Genomic DNA, 18868 nt, shown 5'->3' on the forward strand with positions numbered 1-18868 from the left:
GCGTCAGGCCGGCTGGATCCAGTCGAAGGTGCGCTCCACCGCCCGCCGCCAGTTCTGGTACTCGGAGTCGCGGCGGCCCGGGTCCATCGCCGGGAGCCACTGGGCCGCCCGGTGCCAGTTGTGGCGCAGGTCCTCCAGGTCCGGCCAGTAACCCACCGCCAGCCCGGCGCCGTACGCCGCACCCAGCGAGACCGTCTCCGCGGCGAGCGGCCGCACCACCGGCACGTCCAGGACGTCGGCGATGTACTGCATGAGCAGGTTGTCCGCGGTCATCCCGCCGTCGACCTTCAGCGTCTTCAGGGTCAGCCCCGAGTCGGCGTTCATCGCGTCGACCACCTCGCGGGTCTGCCACGCCGTCGCCTCGAGGACCGCGCGCGCCAGGTGACCCTTGGTGATGTACGACGTCAGCCCCACGATCACGCCGCGGGCCTCGGAACGCCAGTGCGGCGCGTACAGGCCGGAGAAGGCCGGGACGATGTAGCAGCCGCCGTTGTCGGCCACCGTGCGGGCCAGCGTCTCGATCTCCGGGGCGCTGGTGATGAGCTCGAGCTGGTCGCGGAACCACTGGACCAGCGAGCCGGTGATCGCGATCGAGCCCTCCAGCGCGTAGTGGGCCGGGGCGTCACCGATCTGGTACGCGACCGTGCTGAGCAGCCCGTTGTCCGAGCGGACGAGCTCCGTGCCGGTGTTCAGCAGCAGGAAGCTGCCCGTACCGTAGGTGCACTTCGCCTCGCCGGGGGTGAAGCACGTCTGGCCGAACAGGGCCGCCTGCTGGTCGCCGAGCGCGGCTCCGATGCGTACCCCCGGAAAAGCCGCCGCCGCGGTCCCGAAGACCGCCACCGACGGTCTGACCTCGGGCAGCATGGCGCGGGGGATGCCGAAGAACTCGAGCGACTCCGACGACCAGTCGAGGGTGTGCACGTCGAGCAGGTTGGTGCGGCTGGCGTTGGTCACGTCGGTGACGTGCAGGCCGCCGGTGAGGTTCCAGATCAGCCAGGTCTCCATCGTGCCGAAGAGCACCTCGCCGCGTTCGGCGCGCTGCTGCAGGCCCGGGGTGTGGTCGAGCATCCAGCGCAGCCGCGGCCCGGAGAAGTACGTGGCCAGCGGCAGGGCCGAACGCTGCTGGACCCCGTCGGCGCCCGGCTCGGTCAGCAGGCGGTTCACCAGCGAGTCGGTGCGGGTGTCCTGCCACACCAGGGCGCGGCCGACCGGCACCCCCGTACGCCGGTCCCAGACCACCGTGGTCTCCCGCTGGTTGGCGATGCCGACCGCGGCGACCTGGTCCAGGGTGATCCCGGCCCGGCGCAGCGCATGCGGGGCGAGCCGCTCGACGTTGCGCCAGATCTCCGCGGCGTCGTGCTCGACCCAGCCCGGCTTGGGAAAGTACTGCTTGTGTTCCTGCTGGGCGAGGGACACGAGCTGGCCGCGCCGGTCGAACACGATGCACCGCGTCGACGTGGTTCCCTGGTCGATCGCGACCACGTAGCGCTCGGTCATGAGGTCCCTCCCCTGCGTTTCAGTGCCGGGCGGCTCCCAGGTCGCGGGAGACCGCGCGGGCGGCGTCGCGGACGTAGCCGACCAGCCGCGGGTGCGGACGGTACCGGCTGTCGCAGATGCGCTCCACGAGGCCGGAGACGCCGATCGCCCCGACGACGAGGCCGCCGTAGCCGCGGATGGGTGCCGCGACGGCCGCCTGGCCGACGGTGTACTCCTCGATCTCGGCGCCCCACCCGACCTCACGGACCTTCTCGAGGTCCGCCGCGATGTCCTTCGCCGCGACGAGCGTGCGGTGCGTGAAGCGGTCCAGCGGCGCCGCCGGGCGGGCGGCCCGGTACGCCAGCAGCACCTTGCCGAGCGCGGTGGCGTGCAGCGGCAGGAGCGTACCGATGTCGAGGGTCTGGAAGGTGTCGTCGGGACGGAAGACGTGGTGCACGACCAGCACGCGCCCTTCGAGGACCGTGCCGATCCGGACGGCCTCGCCGGAGCGCGCCGCCAGCGGGTCCGCCCAGTTGATCGAGCGGGACCGCAGCTCGTTGATGTCGAGGTAGCTCGTGCCCAGGTGCAGCAGGGCGGCGCCCAGCTGGTACTGCCCCGATGCCCGGTCCTGCTCCACGAAGCCGACGTGCTGCAGCGTCCGCAGGATCCCGTGCACCGTCGGCTTCGCCAGGTCGAGCGAGCGAGCTATCTCGGCGAGCCCGAGCCGCCCCGAGCCGCCGGCCAGCATCCGCAGGATCGCGGCGGCTCGCTCGATCGACTGGACCGTTCCGGGCACGCTTCGGACTCTATGCCACGACGAGACCCCGGCCCATCGTTCGGCGTTCGACAATGTCGAACGGGACCCGCGGGATTCGTTCGGCAATGTCGAACGGCGTTCATTGCCCGCGTGTGACGCCGTTCATAGCTTCGGCACATGGCAGCACGATTGAAGATTCCGGGACTCGCCGGCGAGCTCGCCGCTGAGTTCGCCGGAACGATGATCCTCATCCTCTTCGGGGTCGGTGTCGTCGCCCAGGTGGTCGGCGGCGGCATCGGCGACCACGACAGCATCGCCTGGGCCTGGGGCCTGGGCGTGATGCTCGGCGTCTACGTCGCCGGCCGCATCAGCGGAGCCCATCTCAACCCCGCCGTCACCATCGCGCTCGCGGCCTTCAAGGGCTTCGAGTGGCGCAAGGTGGCTCCCTACTGCGGCGCCCAGTTCCTCGGCGCGTTTGTCGCCGCGCTGCTGGTGCGCTGGAACTACACCGAGGTCCTGCACCACGCGGACCCCAACCTCACCATCAAGACCCAGGGCGTTTTTTCCACTCTGCCGGGGAACGGGACACTTCCCGTCGGTGAGTGGGGCGCCTTCCGCGACCAGATCATCGGTACGGCCATCCTGCTCTTCCTCATCCTGGCCATCACCGACGCCGCGGGTACTCCCCCGGGGGCCAACCTCGCCCCGTTCATCATCGGCCTGCTCGTCGTCGGCATCGGCATGGCCTGGGGCACCGACGCCGGCTACGCCATCAACCCGGCCCGTGACTTCGGTCCCCGCCTGGCGAGCTACTTCACCGGCTACGGCGGGGCGTTCCGCGACCAGACCGGATACCTGTATTTCTGGATACCGATCGTGGCACCGATCCTCGGCGGCCTCCTCGGCGCCGGGCTGTACCAGGTCCTGGTCGGGCGCTTCCTGCCGTCGGCGGAACCGCCGGAACCGGGCCGCCTTCCCACCCCAGAGACCCCCGAGACCGTGGAGGCACGACGTGGCTGACTTCGTCGGCGCAGTGGATCAGGGCACCACCAGCACCCGTTTCATGATCTTCGATCACGGCGGCAACGAGGTGGCCCGCCACCAGCTCGAGCACGAGCAGATCCTGCCGCAGGCCGGCTGGGTCGAGCACAACCCGATCGAGATCTGGGAACGCACCATCTCGGTCGTGCGCACCGCGATGCAGAAGGCGAACCTGCAGGCGAGCGACCTGGCGGCACTGGGCGTCACGAACCAGCGCGAGACCACGGTGGTGTGGGACCGGCGCAGCGGGCGGCCCTACTACAACGCGATCGTCTGGCAGGACACCCGCACCGACCGGATCGCCTCGGCGCTGGACCGCGACGGCCGTGGCGATGTCATCCGGCGCAAGGCGGGCCTGCCGCCGGCCACGTACTTCTCCGGCGGCAAGATCCAGTGGATCCTGGAGAACGTCGACGGAGTGCGCGAGGCCGCCGAGCGTGGCGACGCCATCTTCGGCAACACCGACAGCTGGGTGCTGTGGAACATGACCGGCGGCGTCGACGGCGGCAACCACGTCACCGACGTGACCAATGCCAGCCGCACGATGCTGATGAACCTCGAGACCCTCGACTGGGACGACGAGCTGCTCGGCTTCTTCGGCATCCCGCGGCAGATGCTGCCGGAGATCCGCCCGTCGTCGGATCCGAACACCTACGGCGTGGCCCGCTGGCCGGGCACGCTGGGCGGGGAGGTCCCGATCACCGGCGACCTCGGCGACCAGCAGGCCGCCACGGTCGGCCAGGTGTGCTTCAACGTCGGCGAGGCCAAGAACACCTACGGTACGGGCAACTTCATGCTGCTCAACACCGGCACAGACCTCGTACGGTCGGAGAACGGCCTGCTCACGACGGTCTGCTACAAGTTCGGTGACGCCGCACCGGTCTACGCCCTCGAAGGCTCGATCGCGGTCACCGGATCGGCGGTGCAGTGGCTGCGGGACCAGCTGCACATCATCAAGGACGCGGCGCAGAGCGAGTCCCTCGCGTCGCAGGTCCCGGACACCGGCGGCGTCTACTTCGTCCCGGCGTTCTCGGGCCTGTTCGCGCCGTACTGGCGCTCCGACGCGCGCGGCGCGATCGTGGGGCTCTCCCGCTTCAACACCGACGCGCACCTGGCCCGGGCCACCCTCGAGTCGATCTGCTACCAGACCCGCGACGTGGTCGAGGCGATGGCGCAGGACTCCGGCGTGACCCTGGACGTGCTCAAGGTCGACGGCGGCATCACCGTCAACAACCTCTGCATGCAGATTCAGGCCGACGTGCTCGGCGTCGCGGTCAGCCGGCCGGTGGTGGCCGAGACGACCGCGCTCGGCGCCGCGTACGCGGCCGGGCTCGCGGTCGGCTTCTGGAAGTCGACCGACGAGCTCCGCGAGAACTGGAACGAATCGCAGCGCTGGCAGCCGCAGTGGTCCGCCGAGCAACGCGAGGACGGATACGGCCGCTGGAAGAAGGCCGTCCAGCGCACTCTCGATTGGGTAGACGTTGACTGAGAACACAGCTCTCTCCCCCACCGGTCGTGAGGCGGCCCTGACCGCCATGGCCGAGGGCGAGCTGGACGTGCTGGTCGTGGGCGGCGGTGTCGTGGGTGCGGGCAGCGCCCTCGACGCCGTCACCCGCGGCCTGAACGTCGGGCTCGTCGAGGCCCGCGACTTCGCCTCGGGCACCTCCAGCCGCTCCAGCAAGCTGATCCACGGCGGGCTGCGCTACCTGGAGATGCTCGACTTCGCCCTGGTCCGCGAGGCCCTGCGGGAACGGGGGCTGATCCTGCAGCGCCTCGCACCGCACCTGACCCGCCCGGTGCCGTTCCTCTACCCGCTGCAACACCGGGTCTGGGAACGGCTGTACGCGGGCACCGGCGTCCAGCTCTACGACCTGATGGCCACCACCCACGGCGGCCTCCCCCGCCACCGCAACCTGTCGCGCCGCGGCGCGCTGCGAGCCTGCCCGGCGCTCAAGAAGGACGCGTTGGTCGGCGCCCTGCAGTACTACGACGCGCAGATCGACGACGCCCGCCACACGATGTTCCTGGCCCGCACGGCGGCCGCGTACGGCGCCCACGTCGCCTCCCGTGCGGAGGTGGTCGGCTTCCTGCGCGAGGGCGAGCGCGTCACCGGCGTACGCGTCCACGACCTCGAGCACGACCGCACCTTCGAGATCCGCGCCCAGCAGGTGGTCAACGCGACCGGGGTGTGGACCGACGACACCCAGGCGCTGGTCGGCGAGCGCGGGCAGTTCCACGTCCGCGCGAGCAAGGGCATCCATCTGGTGGTGCCGCGCGACCGGATCCAGTCCTCCACGGGCCTGATCACCCGTACGCCCAGCAGCGTGCTCTTCGTGATCCCCTGGGGCCGGCACTGGATCATCGGCACCACCGACACCGACTGGACCCTGGACAAGTCGCACCCGGCGGCGTCCAGCACCGACATCGACTACCTGCTCAACCAGGTCAACCAGGTGCTGGCGACACCGCTGGACCGCACCGACGTGCAGGGCGTCTACGCCGGCCTGCGCCCGCTGCTGTCCGGCGAGTCGGAGTCGACGTCGAAGCTGTCCCGCGAGCACACGGTGGCCAGCCCGACGCCGGGGCTGGTGGTCGTGGCGGGCGGCAAATACACGACGTACCGGGTGATGGCCAAGGACGCCATCGACGCGGCGGTCCACGGCCTCGGTCGCTCGGTGCCGCGGTCGTGCACGGAGCGCGTACCGCTGCTGGGCGCCGAGGGCTACACGGCCCTGTGGAACCGCCGCCGTGTCCTGGCCGAGGAGTCGGGCCTGCACGTGGCCCGCGTCGAACACCTCCTCAAGCGCTACGGCTCCCTGGTCCACGAGGTGCTCGACCTGGTCCGCGACGACCCGTCCCTGGGCAAGCCCCTCGACGGCGCCGACGACCACCTGCGGGCCGAGATCACGTACGCGGCCGGCCACGAGGGCGCCCGCCACCTCGAGGACGCCCTCACCCGCCGTACCCGGATCTCCATCGAGACGTTCGACCGGGGGGTGACCGCGGCCCCCATGGCCGCCGACCTGATGGGCGACGTCCTCGGCTGGACCAAGGAACAGCGGGCCCGCGAGGTGGAGAACTACCGGCTGCGCGTGGAGGCGGAACGAGCGTCCCAGGAACAACCGGACGACGAGACCGCGGACGCCGCGCGCCTCGGCGCCCCGGACGTCGTACCCCTGCAGCTGCAGTGACCAGTACGGCGCGGCGCCCCTGTGCCGGGGGCGCCGCGCCGGGCCCGGGGCACCAGCGCCACGACGGTCACCGCCGTCGGGGCCACCGGGACGGCGGAAGCGATGCGGTCCGCCCCCGCCGCGTCCAGCAGGTGGGTGACCGCCGGCGCCCGCGACGCAGCTCTCCGGGCGACCGCCTCCCCTGCCATCGCGGGTGCCGGAAATCCGGCCTCGTCGTCCGGAGCGGGTGCAGCCCGGAGGCGCGGTGGGTCCCGTCGGGCGGAGCCTGCCATGCGGGATGAGCGGCCGTGCGCGGCCCGAACCTCGCGCGCATGCCCGCCTCCGTCAGCACCGCCAGCCGCGTCATGCCGTCCGTCCACCCCATGTCCATGGTGGCCGAGCGTAGGAGCAGCTGACGCCGCAGGCGACCGGATTATCGTTCCGTCAGCCGACCTGGCTCATCCCCTCGGGATGACCCGGCCCGCTGCTCCCATGCTCGCGGTCGTGCCCCACCACTTCCGCCCTACGGGGGTCAGGTCTCTCGTCCTGTCCGGGTGAGGGCTCAGTGCCCCCGTCGCACCGATGATGGCGGCATGTGGACGCGGCGAGCCCGTGGTGCCGGCGAGCCGGAGCCCGGGCAACGACATCCGGCGGCCGCGGTGTCCCCGGTGACCAGGCGACGCCGCCTCGTCGCGGCAGGTCTGACCCGCGCGCTGGCGACAACCGTGGTGCTTGTCGCGCTCTACTACCTGCTTCCGCTGGACCGCTTGTCGCACGTGCCCTCCGGCGAGGTCTTCGCTGGCGGCCTGCTGCTGCTACTCGCGACGGCTGGATGGCAGGTACGTGCGGTCATCACCTCCGCCAACCCCGCCATCCGGGCCATCGAGGGCGCGGCGGCCACCGCCCCGCTGTTCGTCCTGCTGTTCGCCGCGACCTATTACGTCCTAGCGCTCGCGCATCCAGGTTCCTTCAACGTCCCGGCGCTGAGCCGCACCGACACGCTGTACTTCGCGGTGACCGTGTTCTCCACGGTGGGGTTCGGCGACATCACCGCGACAAGCCCGCTCACCCGGAGCGTCGTCACCTTGCAGATGGTTCTCGACCTGGTGGTCCTGGGCCTGGGTGTGCGTGTCTTCGTCGGGGCGGTCCGCCTGGGCCGCGGCCGCAACGCCGAGAGACCGGGAGGCGCGCCGGGCGACGACTGACCCGCCCGGCGCACACCGCGGAGCGCGTCAGTGGTGGAAGCCGGACGCGGCCGGGCCCCGTCGACGTGCACCGGTACGTCGACGCCGGTGCGGGCCTGGAAAGCGTCGCAGACCTTGACGGCTCCTCCGCGGAGAGGTGCGGCCGGTCGCCGTCCATCGGCACCAGGCGCGTGCCATCCGCCGTGGCCGGCGACGAGCCACCTAGGCGAGTCCGCTCACCGGTGCGGCGGCCGTTCCGTTGCGCCAGGCCCCGGCGCCGGCGGTCGCTGCGGTGCGCGCCCGGCGCCACTGCCGACGCGCCAGCTCAGCAGGCGGAACCTCCATCCGCCCGATTCGGCGGCGGGCTGCACCGGCCGCCGCGACTGCGGTCACCGTCGCACCGGCGAGGCCGACCAGACCGCCCACCGCGGCGAGGGCGATGCCGGTGATGAGGAGCTTGGAGGTCGTCGGGCTGCTCATCGCGTACCTCTTTCTCTGCGATCTCGGTGTCCCACTATCGCCCGGGCAGGCCGGGGACAGCCTCATTCGCGCTGGATGAGCCGCCCCCGCCGGACAGCGCCGCGCAGATCCGGGGCACGACGGTGCCGATCGGTTCCCGGACCACCGCGGTCGCGAGGCTGTCGTACGGCGTCGGGTCCCGGTTGACGATGACCAGCCGGTTCCCGCCGTTGACGGCCACCGCGCACAGCGACGCCACCGGCTCCACCTGCAGCGAGCTGCCGACGACGAGCATCAGCTCGCTGTGCGACGCGATCCGCTCGGCCAGACCGACCGTGTCCGGGTCGAGGTGCTCGCCGAACATCACCACGCCGAGCTTGAGGATCCCTCCGCACGCGGCGCACCTCCGGTCCCCGTCCGCCCCGTCGATCGCCGTGGGGGTCCGCGCGCCGCAGCCGGTGCAGACCGTCTCCCGGATCGAGCCGTGCAGCTCCAGCACCTTGCGCGGGCTCGAGCCGGCCTTCTGGTGCAGCCCGTCGACGTTCTGCGTGAGGACGCGCACCGCGAACCCGCCGCGCTCGAGGTCGGCGAGCGCACGGTGGGCGGCATTCGGCCGGGCGGTCCAGGCGGGGTGGCCGGCGTACGTACGCCAGAATCTCGCCCGCACGTCGGCATCGGCCATGAAGGACTGGTAGGTGAACGCGTCGACCAGCGACGGGTCGCGCGTCCAGACGCCGTCGGGGCCGCGGTAGTCGGGGATGCCGGAGTCGGTGGAGATGCCGGCCCCCGTCAGCACCGCCACCCGTGTCACGCCGTCCGCCCAGCTCATGTCCATGGCGGCCGAGCGTAGGAGCCGGTGACGGTCCGCGGCGACCGCTTTTCTGATGGCGCCGCGTTGATCAACGTGGTTACGATGCCGCCAGGTGGGACCTGTAGCGCAGGGGTAGTCGCGCCGCCCTTTCAAGGCGGAGGATGCCGGTTCGAGTCCGGTCGGGTCCCACCGCCGCGGGGTGGGTGGTAGCGCAGTGGTCGACGCGCCGCCCTGCAAAGGCGGAGGACGCCGGTTCGAATCCGGCCCACCCACACCCTGCACGGCGGGAAGGGACACGATGGACGCCGACGAGCTCGAGCTGGCCTTGCGGGTGCTCGACGAGATCCGCGCCCGGCCGATGGACGACCCGGACCGCCGCCGGGTGCAACGCGCGGTCGACGGCCTGCTGAAGGACGCCCAGCGGCAGCGCCGTGCCGACCGCCGCCGCGCCACCGCAGCCGCCGACCGTGCCACCGTCGCGGGTACGGCCACCGGCGCGGCGTCCCGGGCGGAGGGCGTGCCGGTCGCTCCCGCGGCCCAGCCGGGTGGCGGGAACACGCGGCGGGAGCGCCGGTGCCACACGTGCCGGGGCCGGTTCCGTACGGTCGACACCTTCTACCACGCGCTCTGCCCCGACTGCGCCGAGCTCCACCGGGCCCAGCGGGACGCCCGGACCGACCTGCGCGGGAGGCGGGCGGTGGTGACCGGCGGCCGCGTCAAGATCGGGTACCAGGTCGCGCTCAAGCTGCTGCGCGACGGCGCCGCCGTCACCGTGGTGACCCGGTTCCCCGCGGACGCGGCGCGCCGGTACGCCGCCGAGCCGGACGCCGCCGAGTGGCTGCCGTCGCTACGCGTGATCGGCGCCGACCTGCGCGACCCGCGTCAGGTGCTGGCGCTGGCGGACCGGCTGGCCGAGGGCGGCACGCGGCTCGACGTCCTCGTGAACAACGCGGCTCAGACAGTACGGCGGCCGGCGTGGGCGTACCAGCCGCTGGTGGCGGCCGAGGTCCTGGCCGCCGCGGAGGGCCGGGCCGTGGAGTCGGTGCCGGGCTACCGGCCGGGCGCGGCACCACCGGAGTGGAGCGCCGCCCTCGACCACGTAGGGCACGAGCCGGCGGCACTGACCGACGCCACCGGCGCGCTGGTCGTGCCCGGCTCCCACAACTCCTGGACCGCGCGGATCGGCGAGGTCGACCCGGTGGAGCTCCTGGAGGTGCAGCTGGTCAACGTCGTCGCGCCGTTCCTGCTCCTCGACCGGCTGCGGCCGGTCCTGACCGGGCCGGGGACGGGCAACCGCTACGTGGTGAACGTGACCGGCCGGGAGGGCTGGTTCGGCGGCGGGATGGCACCGGAGCGGCACCCCCACACGTCGGTGAGCAAGGCGGCGCTGAACATGCTGACCCGGGTGGCGGCGCCCGACCTGGCCCGCGACGGCGTCTTCATGTGCGGGGTCGACACCGGCTGGATCACCGACGAGAACCCCCCGGAACGCAAGGCCCGCCGGGCGGCGGCCGGCTGGCGTCCGCCGCTGGACGTGGTGGACGCCGCGGCGCGCATCTACCACCCGGTCGTCGCCGGGGAGGCGGGCGCTCCGCTGCACGGCGTCCTGCTGAAGAACTACGCCGTGGTGCCGTGGTAGTCACAGAGGACGAGTATTTCGCGCTGGGCGAGACTCCTCATCGGACCGAATTGATCGACGGAACGGTGAGGGTGCTCCCACCCCTCGGTAAGCGCCATCAGCACATCGTGTTCCTGCTCGCCATGGGCCTCTACGAGGCGGCCGAGCGCGCCGGACTGCTGGTGCTTCAGGACGTCAACCTTCGCCTCGCAGGCGGACGGGTGGTGCAGCCCGACATCGTCGTGGCAGATACCGACGACGTAGGCACGACCGTCGAGGCCGCCGAGACGAAGCTCGTGGTCGAAGTGGTCTCACCCAGCAACGCCGGAACGGACCGACTCCTCAAACCGCAGTTGTACGCAGCGGCCGGGATCGACTGGTACATGCGAGTGGAGCAGCCGCAGGATTCGGTGGAGATGCACCTCCAGAGGCTGACCGGCGATCGCTACGTTTCCACCGTGGTCGCGGGTCCCGGCCAGGCGCTCACTGCCGAGGAGCCATTCTCTTTCCGGCTCGAGGTGGCGCCTCAGCTCAGGCGTCGTCGCGGCGACTGAGCGGGAGCGCTGCCGAGTCGGCAGCGCTCCCGTCGGGTCAGTTGTTCAGGCCGCAGGGTGCGAACCGCTCGAGCCCCTCGGGCTTGGCCGCATGCCGCCCGATGGCGGTCTCGATGCGGTTGAGCGTGGCGACGCGCTTGTCCTCCAGCGGCCCGAGGATGGCGTTCTGGATGAAGTTCGGCCCGCCCTCCCCCGCACTCGTCGCCAGCCGCCGGTTCGCCTCGGCGATCTGCGTGTCCAGCAGCTCCAGGTTCCGCGCCACCTCGTCGCGGGCCTGCGCCGGGATGGACGGCAGCCCGGTGACCGCCGGACAGGACACCGTCGGCGCCGAGCCGGCGGCCGGCGCGGCCGGCGCGGTGGTCCGGGCTGCGGTGGGGGCCGCGGTCGCGCCGCCGCGTTTCAAGGTGCAGGTGGCGAGCCCCTGGACGTCGAGGTTCGGCCTGGGTGCGCTGCGGCCGATCGCCGTCGCCATGCGGTTGATCGTCGCCACGCGCTTGTCCTTCAGCGGGCCCAGGATGGCGTTCTGGATGAAGTTGGGGCCACCCTCGCCCGCGCTCGATGCCAGGCGCTTGTTCGCCTCACCGATCTGCGTGTCGAGGAGGGTCAGGTTGCGGTCGATCTCGGCCTGAGCGCGGGCCGGGACCGCGCCGAGCGCGCCGGCGACGGCGGGGCAGGTCACCGTGGGGGCGGCGGTTTCGCCGGCCGAGGCCACGCCGAGGCCGACACCCGTCAGGGCCACGGCCACCGCGGCGACGCCGGCGATCTGCCAGCGGCGGGCGGAACTACGGGGGATGTGCATCTTCGCCTGAGCCTTCCTTGTCAGAGGACCTCGGCGAGCAGTACGGGAGCGCTCCCAGAACGGATCAATCCGCGGTGAGGGTCTTTCCGTCGAGTTTGCGGAAGCCGCTGGCGACGAGGGCTCGCAGCACGTCCGGGTCGATGTCGGCGAGGCGCCGGACGTGCAGGCAGGAGCGGCCGGCCCGGTGCGGGCCGAGCTTCGTGAGGAGGTGCTCGTCGTACCCCGCGGACAGGTAGACGGTCAGCGCGGTCTTGCGCGGGGACAGGCCCACCGGCGGCCAGTCGCCTTCCTGGCCGGAGGCGTACCGGTAGTGGTAGCAGCCGAAGCCGATGATGGTGTCGCCCCACATCTCGGGAGCCGCGCCGGTCGCCTCCGCCATGAGGGCGACCAGGGTCTGCGCGTCGGCGCGACGCTTCGGGTCCGGCACGGCGGCAAGGAAGTCCCCCACGCTGGCGCCGGTGCGGACGGTCCTGGGCCCGGCCATCGCTCAGCCCGCCATCTCGAGGACGACACCGTCGGCCAGGCGGTAGGGGTTCGTGGCGACGAGGGCCCCGATGGCGCGCCGCAGCCGGGAGATCTCCGCGCGCACGGTCACCACGTGCTCGTCGTCGCCGTACAGGGCGCGGCTCAGCGTTCCGGCGGTCAGGCCGGACCGGCCGGCGGCGTGCAGCAGGGTCAGGATCTCGGCGTGCCGGCGGGTCAGCGGCGCTCGCCACGGTTCGCCCTCCCCGGTCACCGACAGCACCGGCGTACCGGAAAGGTCGAGGGTGGCCCGCATGCCCCGGGCCCGTCCCGCCGGCCGCACCAGCCAGCCCTCGGCGAGGCGTTCCGGAAGACACAACCCCATTCCGGGTACGGCCAGAGCAGTCCCGGCACGGGGCGCGGCAATCCGGTCCCGGGCGGCGACGCCGGAGTTGTGGGCCACCCAGCCCTGGTCGTCGACGACGAGCAGCGGGCCCGACGCCGTGCCGACGACGTGCTCCGCCGAGCGCCGCAACCGGTCGAGCCGGGCCGCGTGGTGCCGCCAGAGCCGCGACTCGGCGAGGCGTACGCCGGCCTCCACCAGCGCCGCGATCGCGGGATGCAGGGTGAGCGCCGGGCCGCTGACGTCGACGATGCCGAGCAGCTCGCCGGTGCGCGGGTCGTGCACGGGATGCGCGGCGCAATACCAGGCGTGCTGCACCTGCTCGAAATGCTCGGCGGAGAACAGCTGCACGGGCGCGGCCTCGACCAGCGCGGTGCCGATCGCGTTGGTGCCGACCACGGACTCCGTCCACACCGCACCCTCGCGGAAACCCAGCCCGTCGGCGCGGCGCAGGGTGGCCGGGGCGCCGTCGCGCCAGAGGATCATGCCGTCGGCGTCGGTGACGACCATGAGCGCGACGTCGTGGATGACGTGGGCCAGCTCGTCGATGACGACGTGCAGCGGGGACTCGCGGCGGCGGCGTTCCACCTCGTCCGGCCGGTGCGGGTCGCGCGCGTTGGTGCGGTCCGGGTCGAGACCGGCGCGCAGCACCCGCGTCCAGGACCGTTCGACGACGGCTCGGGGGCGCAGCGGCGTACGGCTGCCGCTGAGCACGGCATGGTGGACGCGCCTCAGGTCGCGGGCATGCCGTGAGAGGTCCGTGCCCGGCAGGATGGCGTTGAAGTCACCCATGACCAGGCGACTGTAACCCGCTGATTGTGATCGCCGCCACAGGCAGGCGCGTGCAACACGGTGCAACCCTTTTGCGCGTACGGTGTCCGGCCGTGTGCTGAGAGACATGACGCAGACACGAGAGCGGGTGGAGGCGTGGCTCGGCGAGTTCGAGTCCGCGCTGCGTGACCGGGACGGGGAACGGGCCGCAGGGCTGTTCGCCGTCGAGAGCTTCTGGCGCGACCTGGTCGCGTTCACCTGGAACATCACCACGGTCGAGGGCCGGTCGGGCGTCGCGGCCCTGCTCGCGGCCCTGCTGGACGACGTGGACCCGTCCGGGTTCGCGCTCACCGAGGAACCGTCCGAGTCGGACGGGGTCACCGAGGCGTGGCTGCGCTTCGAGACCCGCGTCGGGCGCGGCACCGCCCACCTGCGGCTGCGCGACGGCCGGGCCTGGACCCTGCTGACCACGCTGCGCGAGCTCAAGGGCCACGAGGAGACCCGGCCGCAGGGCGTCGAGCACGAGCTGCGCAAGGGCCGCCGCTCCTGGAAGGAGGAGCGGGAGCGGGAACAGGACGCCCTGGGCCGCACCGAGCAGCCGTACGTCGTGGTGATCGGCGGCGGCCAGGGCGGGATCGCGCTCGGCGCCCGGCTGCGGCGGCTCGGCGTACCGTCGCTGGTGCTGGACCGGCACGACCGCCCGGGCGACCAGTGGCGCAAGCGCTACAAGAGCCTGTGCCTGCACGACCCGGTCTGGTACGACCACCTGCCCTACCTGCCGTTCCCCGCCAACTGGCCGGTGTTCGCGCCCAAGGACAAGATCGGCGACTGGCTGGAGATGTACACCCGGGTGATGGAGGTCCCGTACTGGTCGCGCGCGGAGGTCCGGTCCGCGGCCTTCGACGAGGACGCCGGCACCTGGCGGGTGGTGGTGGACCACGACGGCGAGTCCGTCGAGCTGCGCCCGGCCCACGTCGTCTTCGCCACCGGCATGTCCGGCAAGCCGAACCGCCCGCACCTGCCCGGCCAGGACGTGTTCCGCGGCGAGCAGCACCACTCCAGCGAGCATCCCGGGCCGGAGGCGTACCGGGGCAAGCGGGTCGTGGTGGTCGGGTCCAACAACTCGGCGTTCGACATCTGCGGCGCGCTGTGGGAGCACGACGCCGACGTCACCATGGTGCAGCGCTCCTCCACGCACATCGTGAAGTCGGCGTCGCTGATGGACATCGGTCTCGGCGACCTCTACTCGGAGCGCGCCGTCGCGAACGGCGTCACCACCGACCGCGCGGACATGATCTTCGCCTCGCTGCCGTACCGGATCATGCACGAGTTCCAGATCCCGCTGTACCAGCGGATGGCCGAGCGCGACGCCGACTTCTACGCCCGCCTCGAGAAGGCCGGCTTCCGGCACGACTGGGGCGACGACGGCTCCGGCCTGTTCATGAAGTACCTGCGGCGCGGCTCCGGCTACTACATCGACGTGGGTGCCGCCGATCTCGTCGCGGACGGCCGGATCAAGCTCGCCCAGGGCCAGGTCGACCACCTCACCGAGGACGCGGTGGTCCTCGACGACGGCACCACGCTGCCGGCCGACCTCGTCGTCTACGCCACCGGGTACGGCTCGATGAACGGCTGGGTCGCCGACATCGTCGACCGGGCCACCGCCGACCGGGTGGGCAAGGTGTGGGGCCTCGGCTCGGACACCACCAAGGACCCGGGCCCCTGGGAGGGCGAGCAGCGCAACATGTGGAAGCCCACGCAGCAGCGGAACCTGTGGTTCCACGGCGGCAACCTGCACCAGTCGCGGCACTACTCGCTCTACCTGGCGCTGCAGCTCAAGGCCCGCTACGAGGGCATACCGACCCCGGTCTACCGGCTGCAGGAGGTGCACCACACGAGCTGAGCGCCCGCCTCACTCCGCCGGCGGGTCGGCCAGGGGCCAGCCGCCGGCGGCGAGGTGCGCCGACACCCGCACCACGTCCTCCGGCGACGCCTCCTGCAGCATCGACGAGCTGATCATCTCCTCGATGTCCTCGGTGGTGATCGGGTCGGCGCCGTCCGGGACCCATCGGTCCGCGAGCTCGATGGCGATCTGGCGGACCTCGTCCTCGGTGAGCTTGCGGCGCAGCACCCCCAGCAGTGTGACGTAGTCCTGCCGCGGCACCCCGGACGGGTACCCGGCCCGCAGCCATTCGACCGCGCGGATCAGGAAGTTCGCCCGCTCGCTCACTTGTCCACCAGGGTCGGGAAGACGTGGGCGAAGCTGAGCGCCTTGCCGAAGCCGCTCGCCACGATGAACGTGATACCCAGCGCCACACCCAGCAGCACGATCGCGAACAGCACCCAGCCGAGCACGATGCCGGCCGGGGAGCCCTTCCCGGCATCACCACCGGCACCGTACGCGAGCGCGCGGATGCCCAGGCCGAACAGTGCCGGCAGGCCGGCGCCGAGAACCAGCCCCGCCGCCAGGACCTTCCAGGCACCCTCGAGCGCGAATCCCAGGTTGTGCATCTCGTACGCCTCTCAGCTCGCCGTGCCGGCCGGGACGCGCTCGACCGGGCGGGCGTCCTCCCACTCGTCGTTGACGTTCTCGTGGTCGACCGGCATCCGCCGCGACCGCAGGAAGATGAGGGATGCGGCGACCACCAGGATGACGAAGACGGCCAGCGCGCCCGCCAGTCCCCCGCCGAGCAGATGCCCGATCCACCAGGTGAACGCCCCGACCACCGCGGCAGCGGGCAACGTGATGAGCCAGGCCGCGACCATGCGGCCGGCGACCCGCCAGCGGACCCGCGCCCCGGACCTGCCGACGCCCGAGCCGAGGATGGAACCGGTCGCGACATGGGTGGTGGACAGCGCGAAGCCGAGGTGACTGGAGGCCAGGATGACGACGGCCGAGGAGGACTGGGCGGCCATGCCCTGCGCCGGGGCGATCTCGACCAGGCCCTTGCCGAGGGTACGGATGATCCGCCAGCCTCCGAGGTACGTGCCGAGCGCGATGGCCACGGCACAGGACGCCTTCACCCAGAACGGGATGGTTCCCGTGTCGGTCCACCTCCCGGCGGCGATCAGGGCGAGGGTGATGACGCCCATGGTCTTCTGCGCGTCGTTGGTGCCGTGCGCGAGCGAGATCAGTGACGCGCTGCCGATCTGGCCCCAGCGGAACCCGTTGTCGGTGAAGCGCTGGGCGACCCCGACGGTGACCCGGTAGATGAGCCAGGTGCCGGCCGCGGCGACCACGCCGGCGATGACCGGCGACATGACCGCGGGCAGCATCACCTTGCCGACCACCCCGTCGAGCTTGCTGCCGTCGCCGGTCCAGTTCACCCCCGCCCAGCCGAGGCCCGCGATCGTGGCACCCACGAGGCCGCCGAAGAGCGCGTGCGAGGAGCTGGAGGGCAGGCCGATCAGCCAGGTCAGCAGGTTCCACACGATCCCGCCGACCAGGCCGGCGAGCACGATCAGCAGCAGGGCCGAGCCGCCGTCCGCGAGCAGCTCGGGCTTCGGCGTACCGTTGGAGTTCTGGATCTTGACGACGGCGTTGGTCACGGTCAGGGCGACCTCGACGGAGAGGAACGCGCCGACGAGGTTGAGGACGCCCGAGAGGGCGACGGCGACCTTCGGCCGGAGCGCCCCGGTGGCGATGGACGTGGCCATCGCGTTGGCGGTGTCGTGAAAACCGTTGGTGAAGTCGAAACCCAGAGCGGCAACGACGACGAGGGCCAGGATGACCGAGGTGTCTGTCACACGCCGATGATGGCGTTGCGGAGCCACTCGCAGAAGACCCCGGGCCCGGCGAACTGAGAATTCTGCACCGCCGCACCGATGCAGTCACTCTCCGCATGCACTGGGTGACCATACTCGCAGGTCGGGGAGGTCCGCCGAACGGCCGGTCTGCAGTGGACGAACGTCGCCCCTCCACCAGGTCAGCGGCGGTCGGCGCATCTTCGCCGCACCTTGGCACGGTTCCGAGCTGCCCACGGCGCGGCGGCTCACAGAAAGTAGTGACCGGCTCCGGCGCCCTGGCGGGGGTGCCGGAGCCCCGCCGTGCTCACAACGCCTCGGCGTCGACCGTGCGGATCGCGTCGACCAGGATGGCCAGCCCTTGCCGGGCCTCGTCGTCGGTGAGGGTCAGCGGTGGCCCCATCCGGATCACGTTGCCGTACAGGCCGCCCTTGCCGACCAGCAGGCCGCCGCGGCGGCACTCGTCGAACACCCGCAGGGTCGCCGCCGGATCCGGTTCGGTGGTGCCCGGGCGGACGAACTCCACGGCGAGCATCAGGCCGCGGCCGCGTACCTCGCCGACGATGCCCGCCTCGCCGGCCGCGGAGCGCAGGCCGTCGAGGAGGATGGCGCCGACGTGCTTGGCGTGGTGCTGCAGGTCGTGTTCGAGGACGTAGTCCAGCACCGCGTTGCCGGCCGCCGTGGAGATCGGGTTGCCGCCGAACGTGGAGAAGCTCGTCGCCGGGACGGCGTTGACCAGGTCGGCGCGGCCCACGACGCCGGCCAGCGCGAAGCCGTTGCCGATTCCCTTGGCGAAGGTGATGAGGTCCGGCTGCACGTCGTGCGCCTGGTACCCCCAGAAATGGTCACCGGTACGCCCCCAGCCGGTCTGCACCTCGTCGGCGATGAGCAGGATGCCGTGGTTGTCGAGCTCCTTCTTCAGCGCGCCGAGCAGCCCGTCGGGCGCGTGCACGAAACCGCCGACGCCCTGGATCGGCTCGGCGATGAGCGCCGCCACGTCGCCGGCCGTGGTCGTGGCGAGCACCTCGCGCAGGTCCTCGACGGCGGCGTCGATGTGTTCGGCGTCGGACAGGCCCGCCATCCGGCCGCGCAGCCGGTCGCCGGAGTGCAGCCAGCTGACCTGCAGGGGGCTCAGCCCGCTCGCCGACCAGCTGCGGTGCCCGGTGATCGCCATCGCCCCGAACGAGCGGCCGTGGTAGCTGTTGCGGATCGCCAGGATCTGGTTGGTGCGGCGGTGGTTGGTGGCGAACAGCAGCGCGGCCTCGTTGGCCTCGGTGCCGGAGTTGGCGAAGAACACCCGGGCGTCCGGGATGCCGGAGAGCCGGGCGATCTTCTCCGCCAGCTCGACCTGCTGCCGGATCAGGTAGAGCGTGGAGCTGTGCACGATGCCGGTGGCGAGCTGCTTCTCCACCGCCTCGCGGACCTCGGCGATGTCGTAGCCGAGCATGGTGGTGAGCACGCCGCCGAAGAAGTCGAGGTAGGTCCGGCCGGCGCTGTCGGTCACCCGGCGTCCCGAGCCGGAGACCAGCTCGATCGCCTCGTCGCCGTAGTAGGTGGTCACCCAGGAGGGCAGCACGGCCCTGTGCCGGGCGAGCAGGTCATCGGTCATGGTGCCTCCC

The 18868-nt window shown here is 72.0% G+C and carries 18 protein-coding genes and 2 tRNA genes; 9 read left to right on the top strand and 11 right to left on the bottom strand.

The features are described from left to right. Window positions 1-3: 3 nt before the first annotated feature. Window positions 4-1497, bottom strand: coding sequence for a glycerol kinase GlpK (glpK, locus tag AB0J80_RS33360; protein WP_364713130.1), 1494 nt, complete (start codon window positions 1495-1497; stop codon window positions 4-6). Window positions 1498-1516: 19 nt separating this feature from the next. Beyond that, entirely contained in the window at window positions 1517-2272 is a 756-nt protein-coding gene (locus tag AB0J80_RS33365; protein WP_364713133.1) for an IclR family transcriptional regulator, read from the bottom strand. 138 nt (window positions 2273-2410) lie between these two features. Here AB0J80_RS33365 and AB0J80_RS33370 point away from each other — a divergent pair, with 138 nt between their 5' ends. The 4 genes from AB0J80_RS33370 to AB0J80_RS33385 all read left to right on the top strand — a co-directional run bounded on the left by AB0J80_RS33370 (window position 2411) and on the right by AB0J80_RS33385 (window position 7649). Next, complete coding sequence (locus AB0J80_RS33370) at window positions 2411-3253, top strand: MIP/aquaporin family protein (protein WP_364713136.1); 843 nt, start codon at window positions 2411-2413, stop codon at window positions 3251-3253. Next, window positions 3246-4763, top strand: a complete 1518-nt coding sequence (glpK, locus tag AB0J80_RS33375) for a glycerol kinase GlpK (protein ID WP_364713139.1) — start codon at window positions 3246-3248, stop codon at window positions 4761-4763. The genes AB0J80_RS33370 and glpK (AB0J80_RS33375) overlap by 8 nt, the downstream gene beginning before the upstream one ends. A 46-nt stretch (window positions 4764-4809) precedes the next feature. Then, window positions 4810-6465, top strand: a complete 1656-nt coding sequence (locus AB0J80_RS33380; protein ID WP_364713254.1) for a glycerol-3-phosphate dehydrogenase/oxidase — start codon at window positions 4810-4812, stop codon at window positions 6463-6465. 647 nt (window positions 6466-7112) lie between these two features. After that, window positions 7113-7649: a potassium channel family protein gene (locus AB0J80_RS33385; RefSeq protein WP_364713142.1), complete on the top strand. Its 537-nt coding sequence runs from the start codon at window positions 7113-7115 to the stop codon at window positions 7647-7649. 201 nt (window positions 7650-7850) lie between these two features. Here AB0J80_RS33385 and AB0J80_RS33390 read toward each other — a convergent pair whose 3' ends face one another. Both AB0J80_RS33390 and AB0J80_RS33395 read right to left on the bottom strand, forming a co-directional pair. After that, window positions 7851-8108 carry a hypothetical protein gene (locus AB0J80_RS33390; protein ID WP_364713145.1) on the bottom strand — a complete coding sequence of 86 codons (258 nt, stop codon included), beginning with the start codon at window positions 8106-8108 and terminating at the stop codon, window positions 7851-7853. Between the two features lie 34 nt (window positions 8109-8142). Further along, window positions 8143-8922 carry a Sir2 family NAD-dependent protein deacetylase gene (locus AB0J80_RS33395; protein WP_364713148.1) on the bottom strand — a complete coding sequence of 260 codons (780 nt, stop codon included), beginning with the start codon at window positions 8920-8922 and terminating at the stop codon, window positions 8143-8145. A gap of 91 nt (window positions 8923-9013) precedes the next feature. On the opposite strand from AB0J80_RS33395, the gene AB0J80_RS33400 reads away from it, so the two are divergent. The 4 genes from AB0J80_RS33400 to AB0J80_RS33415 all read left to right on the top strand — a co-directional run bounded on the left by AB0J80_RS33400 (window position 9014) and on the right by AB0J80_RS33415 (window position 11070). After that, a tRNA-Glu gene (locus AB0J80_RS33400) sits at window positions 9014-9086 on the top strand. 12 nt (window positions 9087-9098) lie between these two features. After that, window positions 9099-9171, top strand: a tRNA-Cys gene (locus tag AB0J80_RS33405). Between the two features lie 25 nt (window positions 9172-9196). Then, window positions 9197-10537, top strand: coding sequence for an SDR family NAD(P)-dependent oxidoreductase (locus tag AB0J80_RS33410; protein WP_364713150.1), 1341 nt, complete (start codon window positions 9197-9199; stop codon window positions 10535-10537). Continuing rightward, window positions 10531-11070: a Uma2 family endonuclease gene (locus AB0J80_RS33415; protein ID WP_364713152.1), complete on the top strand. Its 540-nt coding sequence runs from the start codon at window positions 10531-10533 to the stop codon at window positions 11068-11070. The genes AB0J80_RS33410 and AB0J80_RS33415 overlap by 7 nt, the downstream gene beginning before the upstream one ends. A gap of 37 nt (window positions 11071-11107) precedes the next feature. Here the strand turns inward: AB0J80_RS33415 and AB0J80_RS33420 are convergent, their stop codons facing one another. From AB0J80_RS33420 to AB0J80_RS33430, 3 genes are all read right to left on the bottom strand, one after another. After that, on the bottom strand, window positions 11108-11869 hold the full coding sequence (locus AB0J80_RS33420; protein WP_364713154.1) for a hypothetical protein: 762 nt from the start codon (window positions 11867-11869) through the stop codon (window positions 11108-11110). 64 nt (window positions 11870-11933) lie between these two features. Further along, window positions 11934-12353 carry a DUF1801 domain-containing protein gene (locus AB0J80_RS33425; protein ID WP_364713157.1) on the bottom strand — a complete coding sequence of 140 codons (420 nt, stop codon included), beginning with the start codon at window positions 12351-12353 and terminating at the stop codon, window positions 11934-11936. A 3-nt stretch (window positions 12354-12356) separates the two neighbouring features. Then, the gene (locus tag AB0J80_RS33430; RefSeq protein ID WP_364713160.1) at window positions 12357-13526 is read right to left on the bottom strand and encodes a hypothetical protein; all 1170 of its coding nucleotides are present in this window, start codon (window positions 13524-13526) and stop codon (window positions 12357-12359) included. Between the two features lie 106 nt (window positions 13527-13632). Here AB0J80_RS33430 and AB0J80_RS33435 point away from each other — a divergent pair, with 106 nt between their 5' ends. Next, the gene (locus tag AB0J80_RS33435; protein ID WP_364713163.1) at window positions 13633-15408 is read left to right on the top strand and encodes an NAD(P)/FAD-dependent oxidoreductase; all 1776 of its coding nucleotides are present in this window, start codon (window positions 13633-13635) and stop codon (window positions 15406-15408) included. A gap of 9 nt (window positions 15409-15417) precedes the next feature. On the opposite strand, the gene AB0J80_RS33440 is transcribed toward AB0J80_RS33435, so the two are convergent. From AB0J80_RS33440 to AB0J80_RS33455, 4 genes are all read right to left on the bottom strand, one after another. Next, complete coding sequence (locus AB0J80_RS33440; protein ID WP_364713166.1) at window positions 15418-15735, bottom strand: DUF3349 domain-containing protein; 318 nt, start codon at window positions 15733-15735, stop codon at window positions 15418-15420. After that, window positions 15732-16016: a hypothetical protein gene (locus AB0J80_RS33445; RefSeq protein ID WP_364713168.1), complete on the bottom strand. Its 285-nt coding sequence runs from the start codon at window positions 16014-16016 to the stop codon at window positions 15732-15734. Before AB0J80_RS33445 ends, AB0J80_RS33440 begins: the two co-directional genes overlap by 4 nt. 12 nt (window positions 16017-16028) lie before the next feature. Continuing rightward, a complete protein-coding gene (locus AB0J80_RS33450; RefSeq protein ID WP_364713171.1) occupies window positions 16029-17252 on the bottom strand; it encodes an inorganic phosphate transporter in 1224 nt (407 codons plus the stop codon). Between the two features lie 304 nt (window positions 17253-17556). Then, window positions 17557-18858 (bottom strand): aspartate aminotransferase family protein, encoded by a 1302-nt coding sequence (locus tag AB0J80_RS33455; protein WP_364713174.1) that lies wholly within the window; start codon window positions 18856-18858, stop codon window positions 17557-17559. Between the last annotated feature and the right edge of the window lie 10 nt (window positions 18859-18868).

Source organism: Actinoplanes sp. NPDC049548, assembly GCF_040676695.1.
In the GTDB taxonomy this organism is placed as follows: domain Bacteria; phylum Actinomycetota; class Actinomycetes; order Mycobacteriales; family Micromonosporaceae; genus Actinoplanes.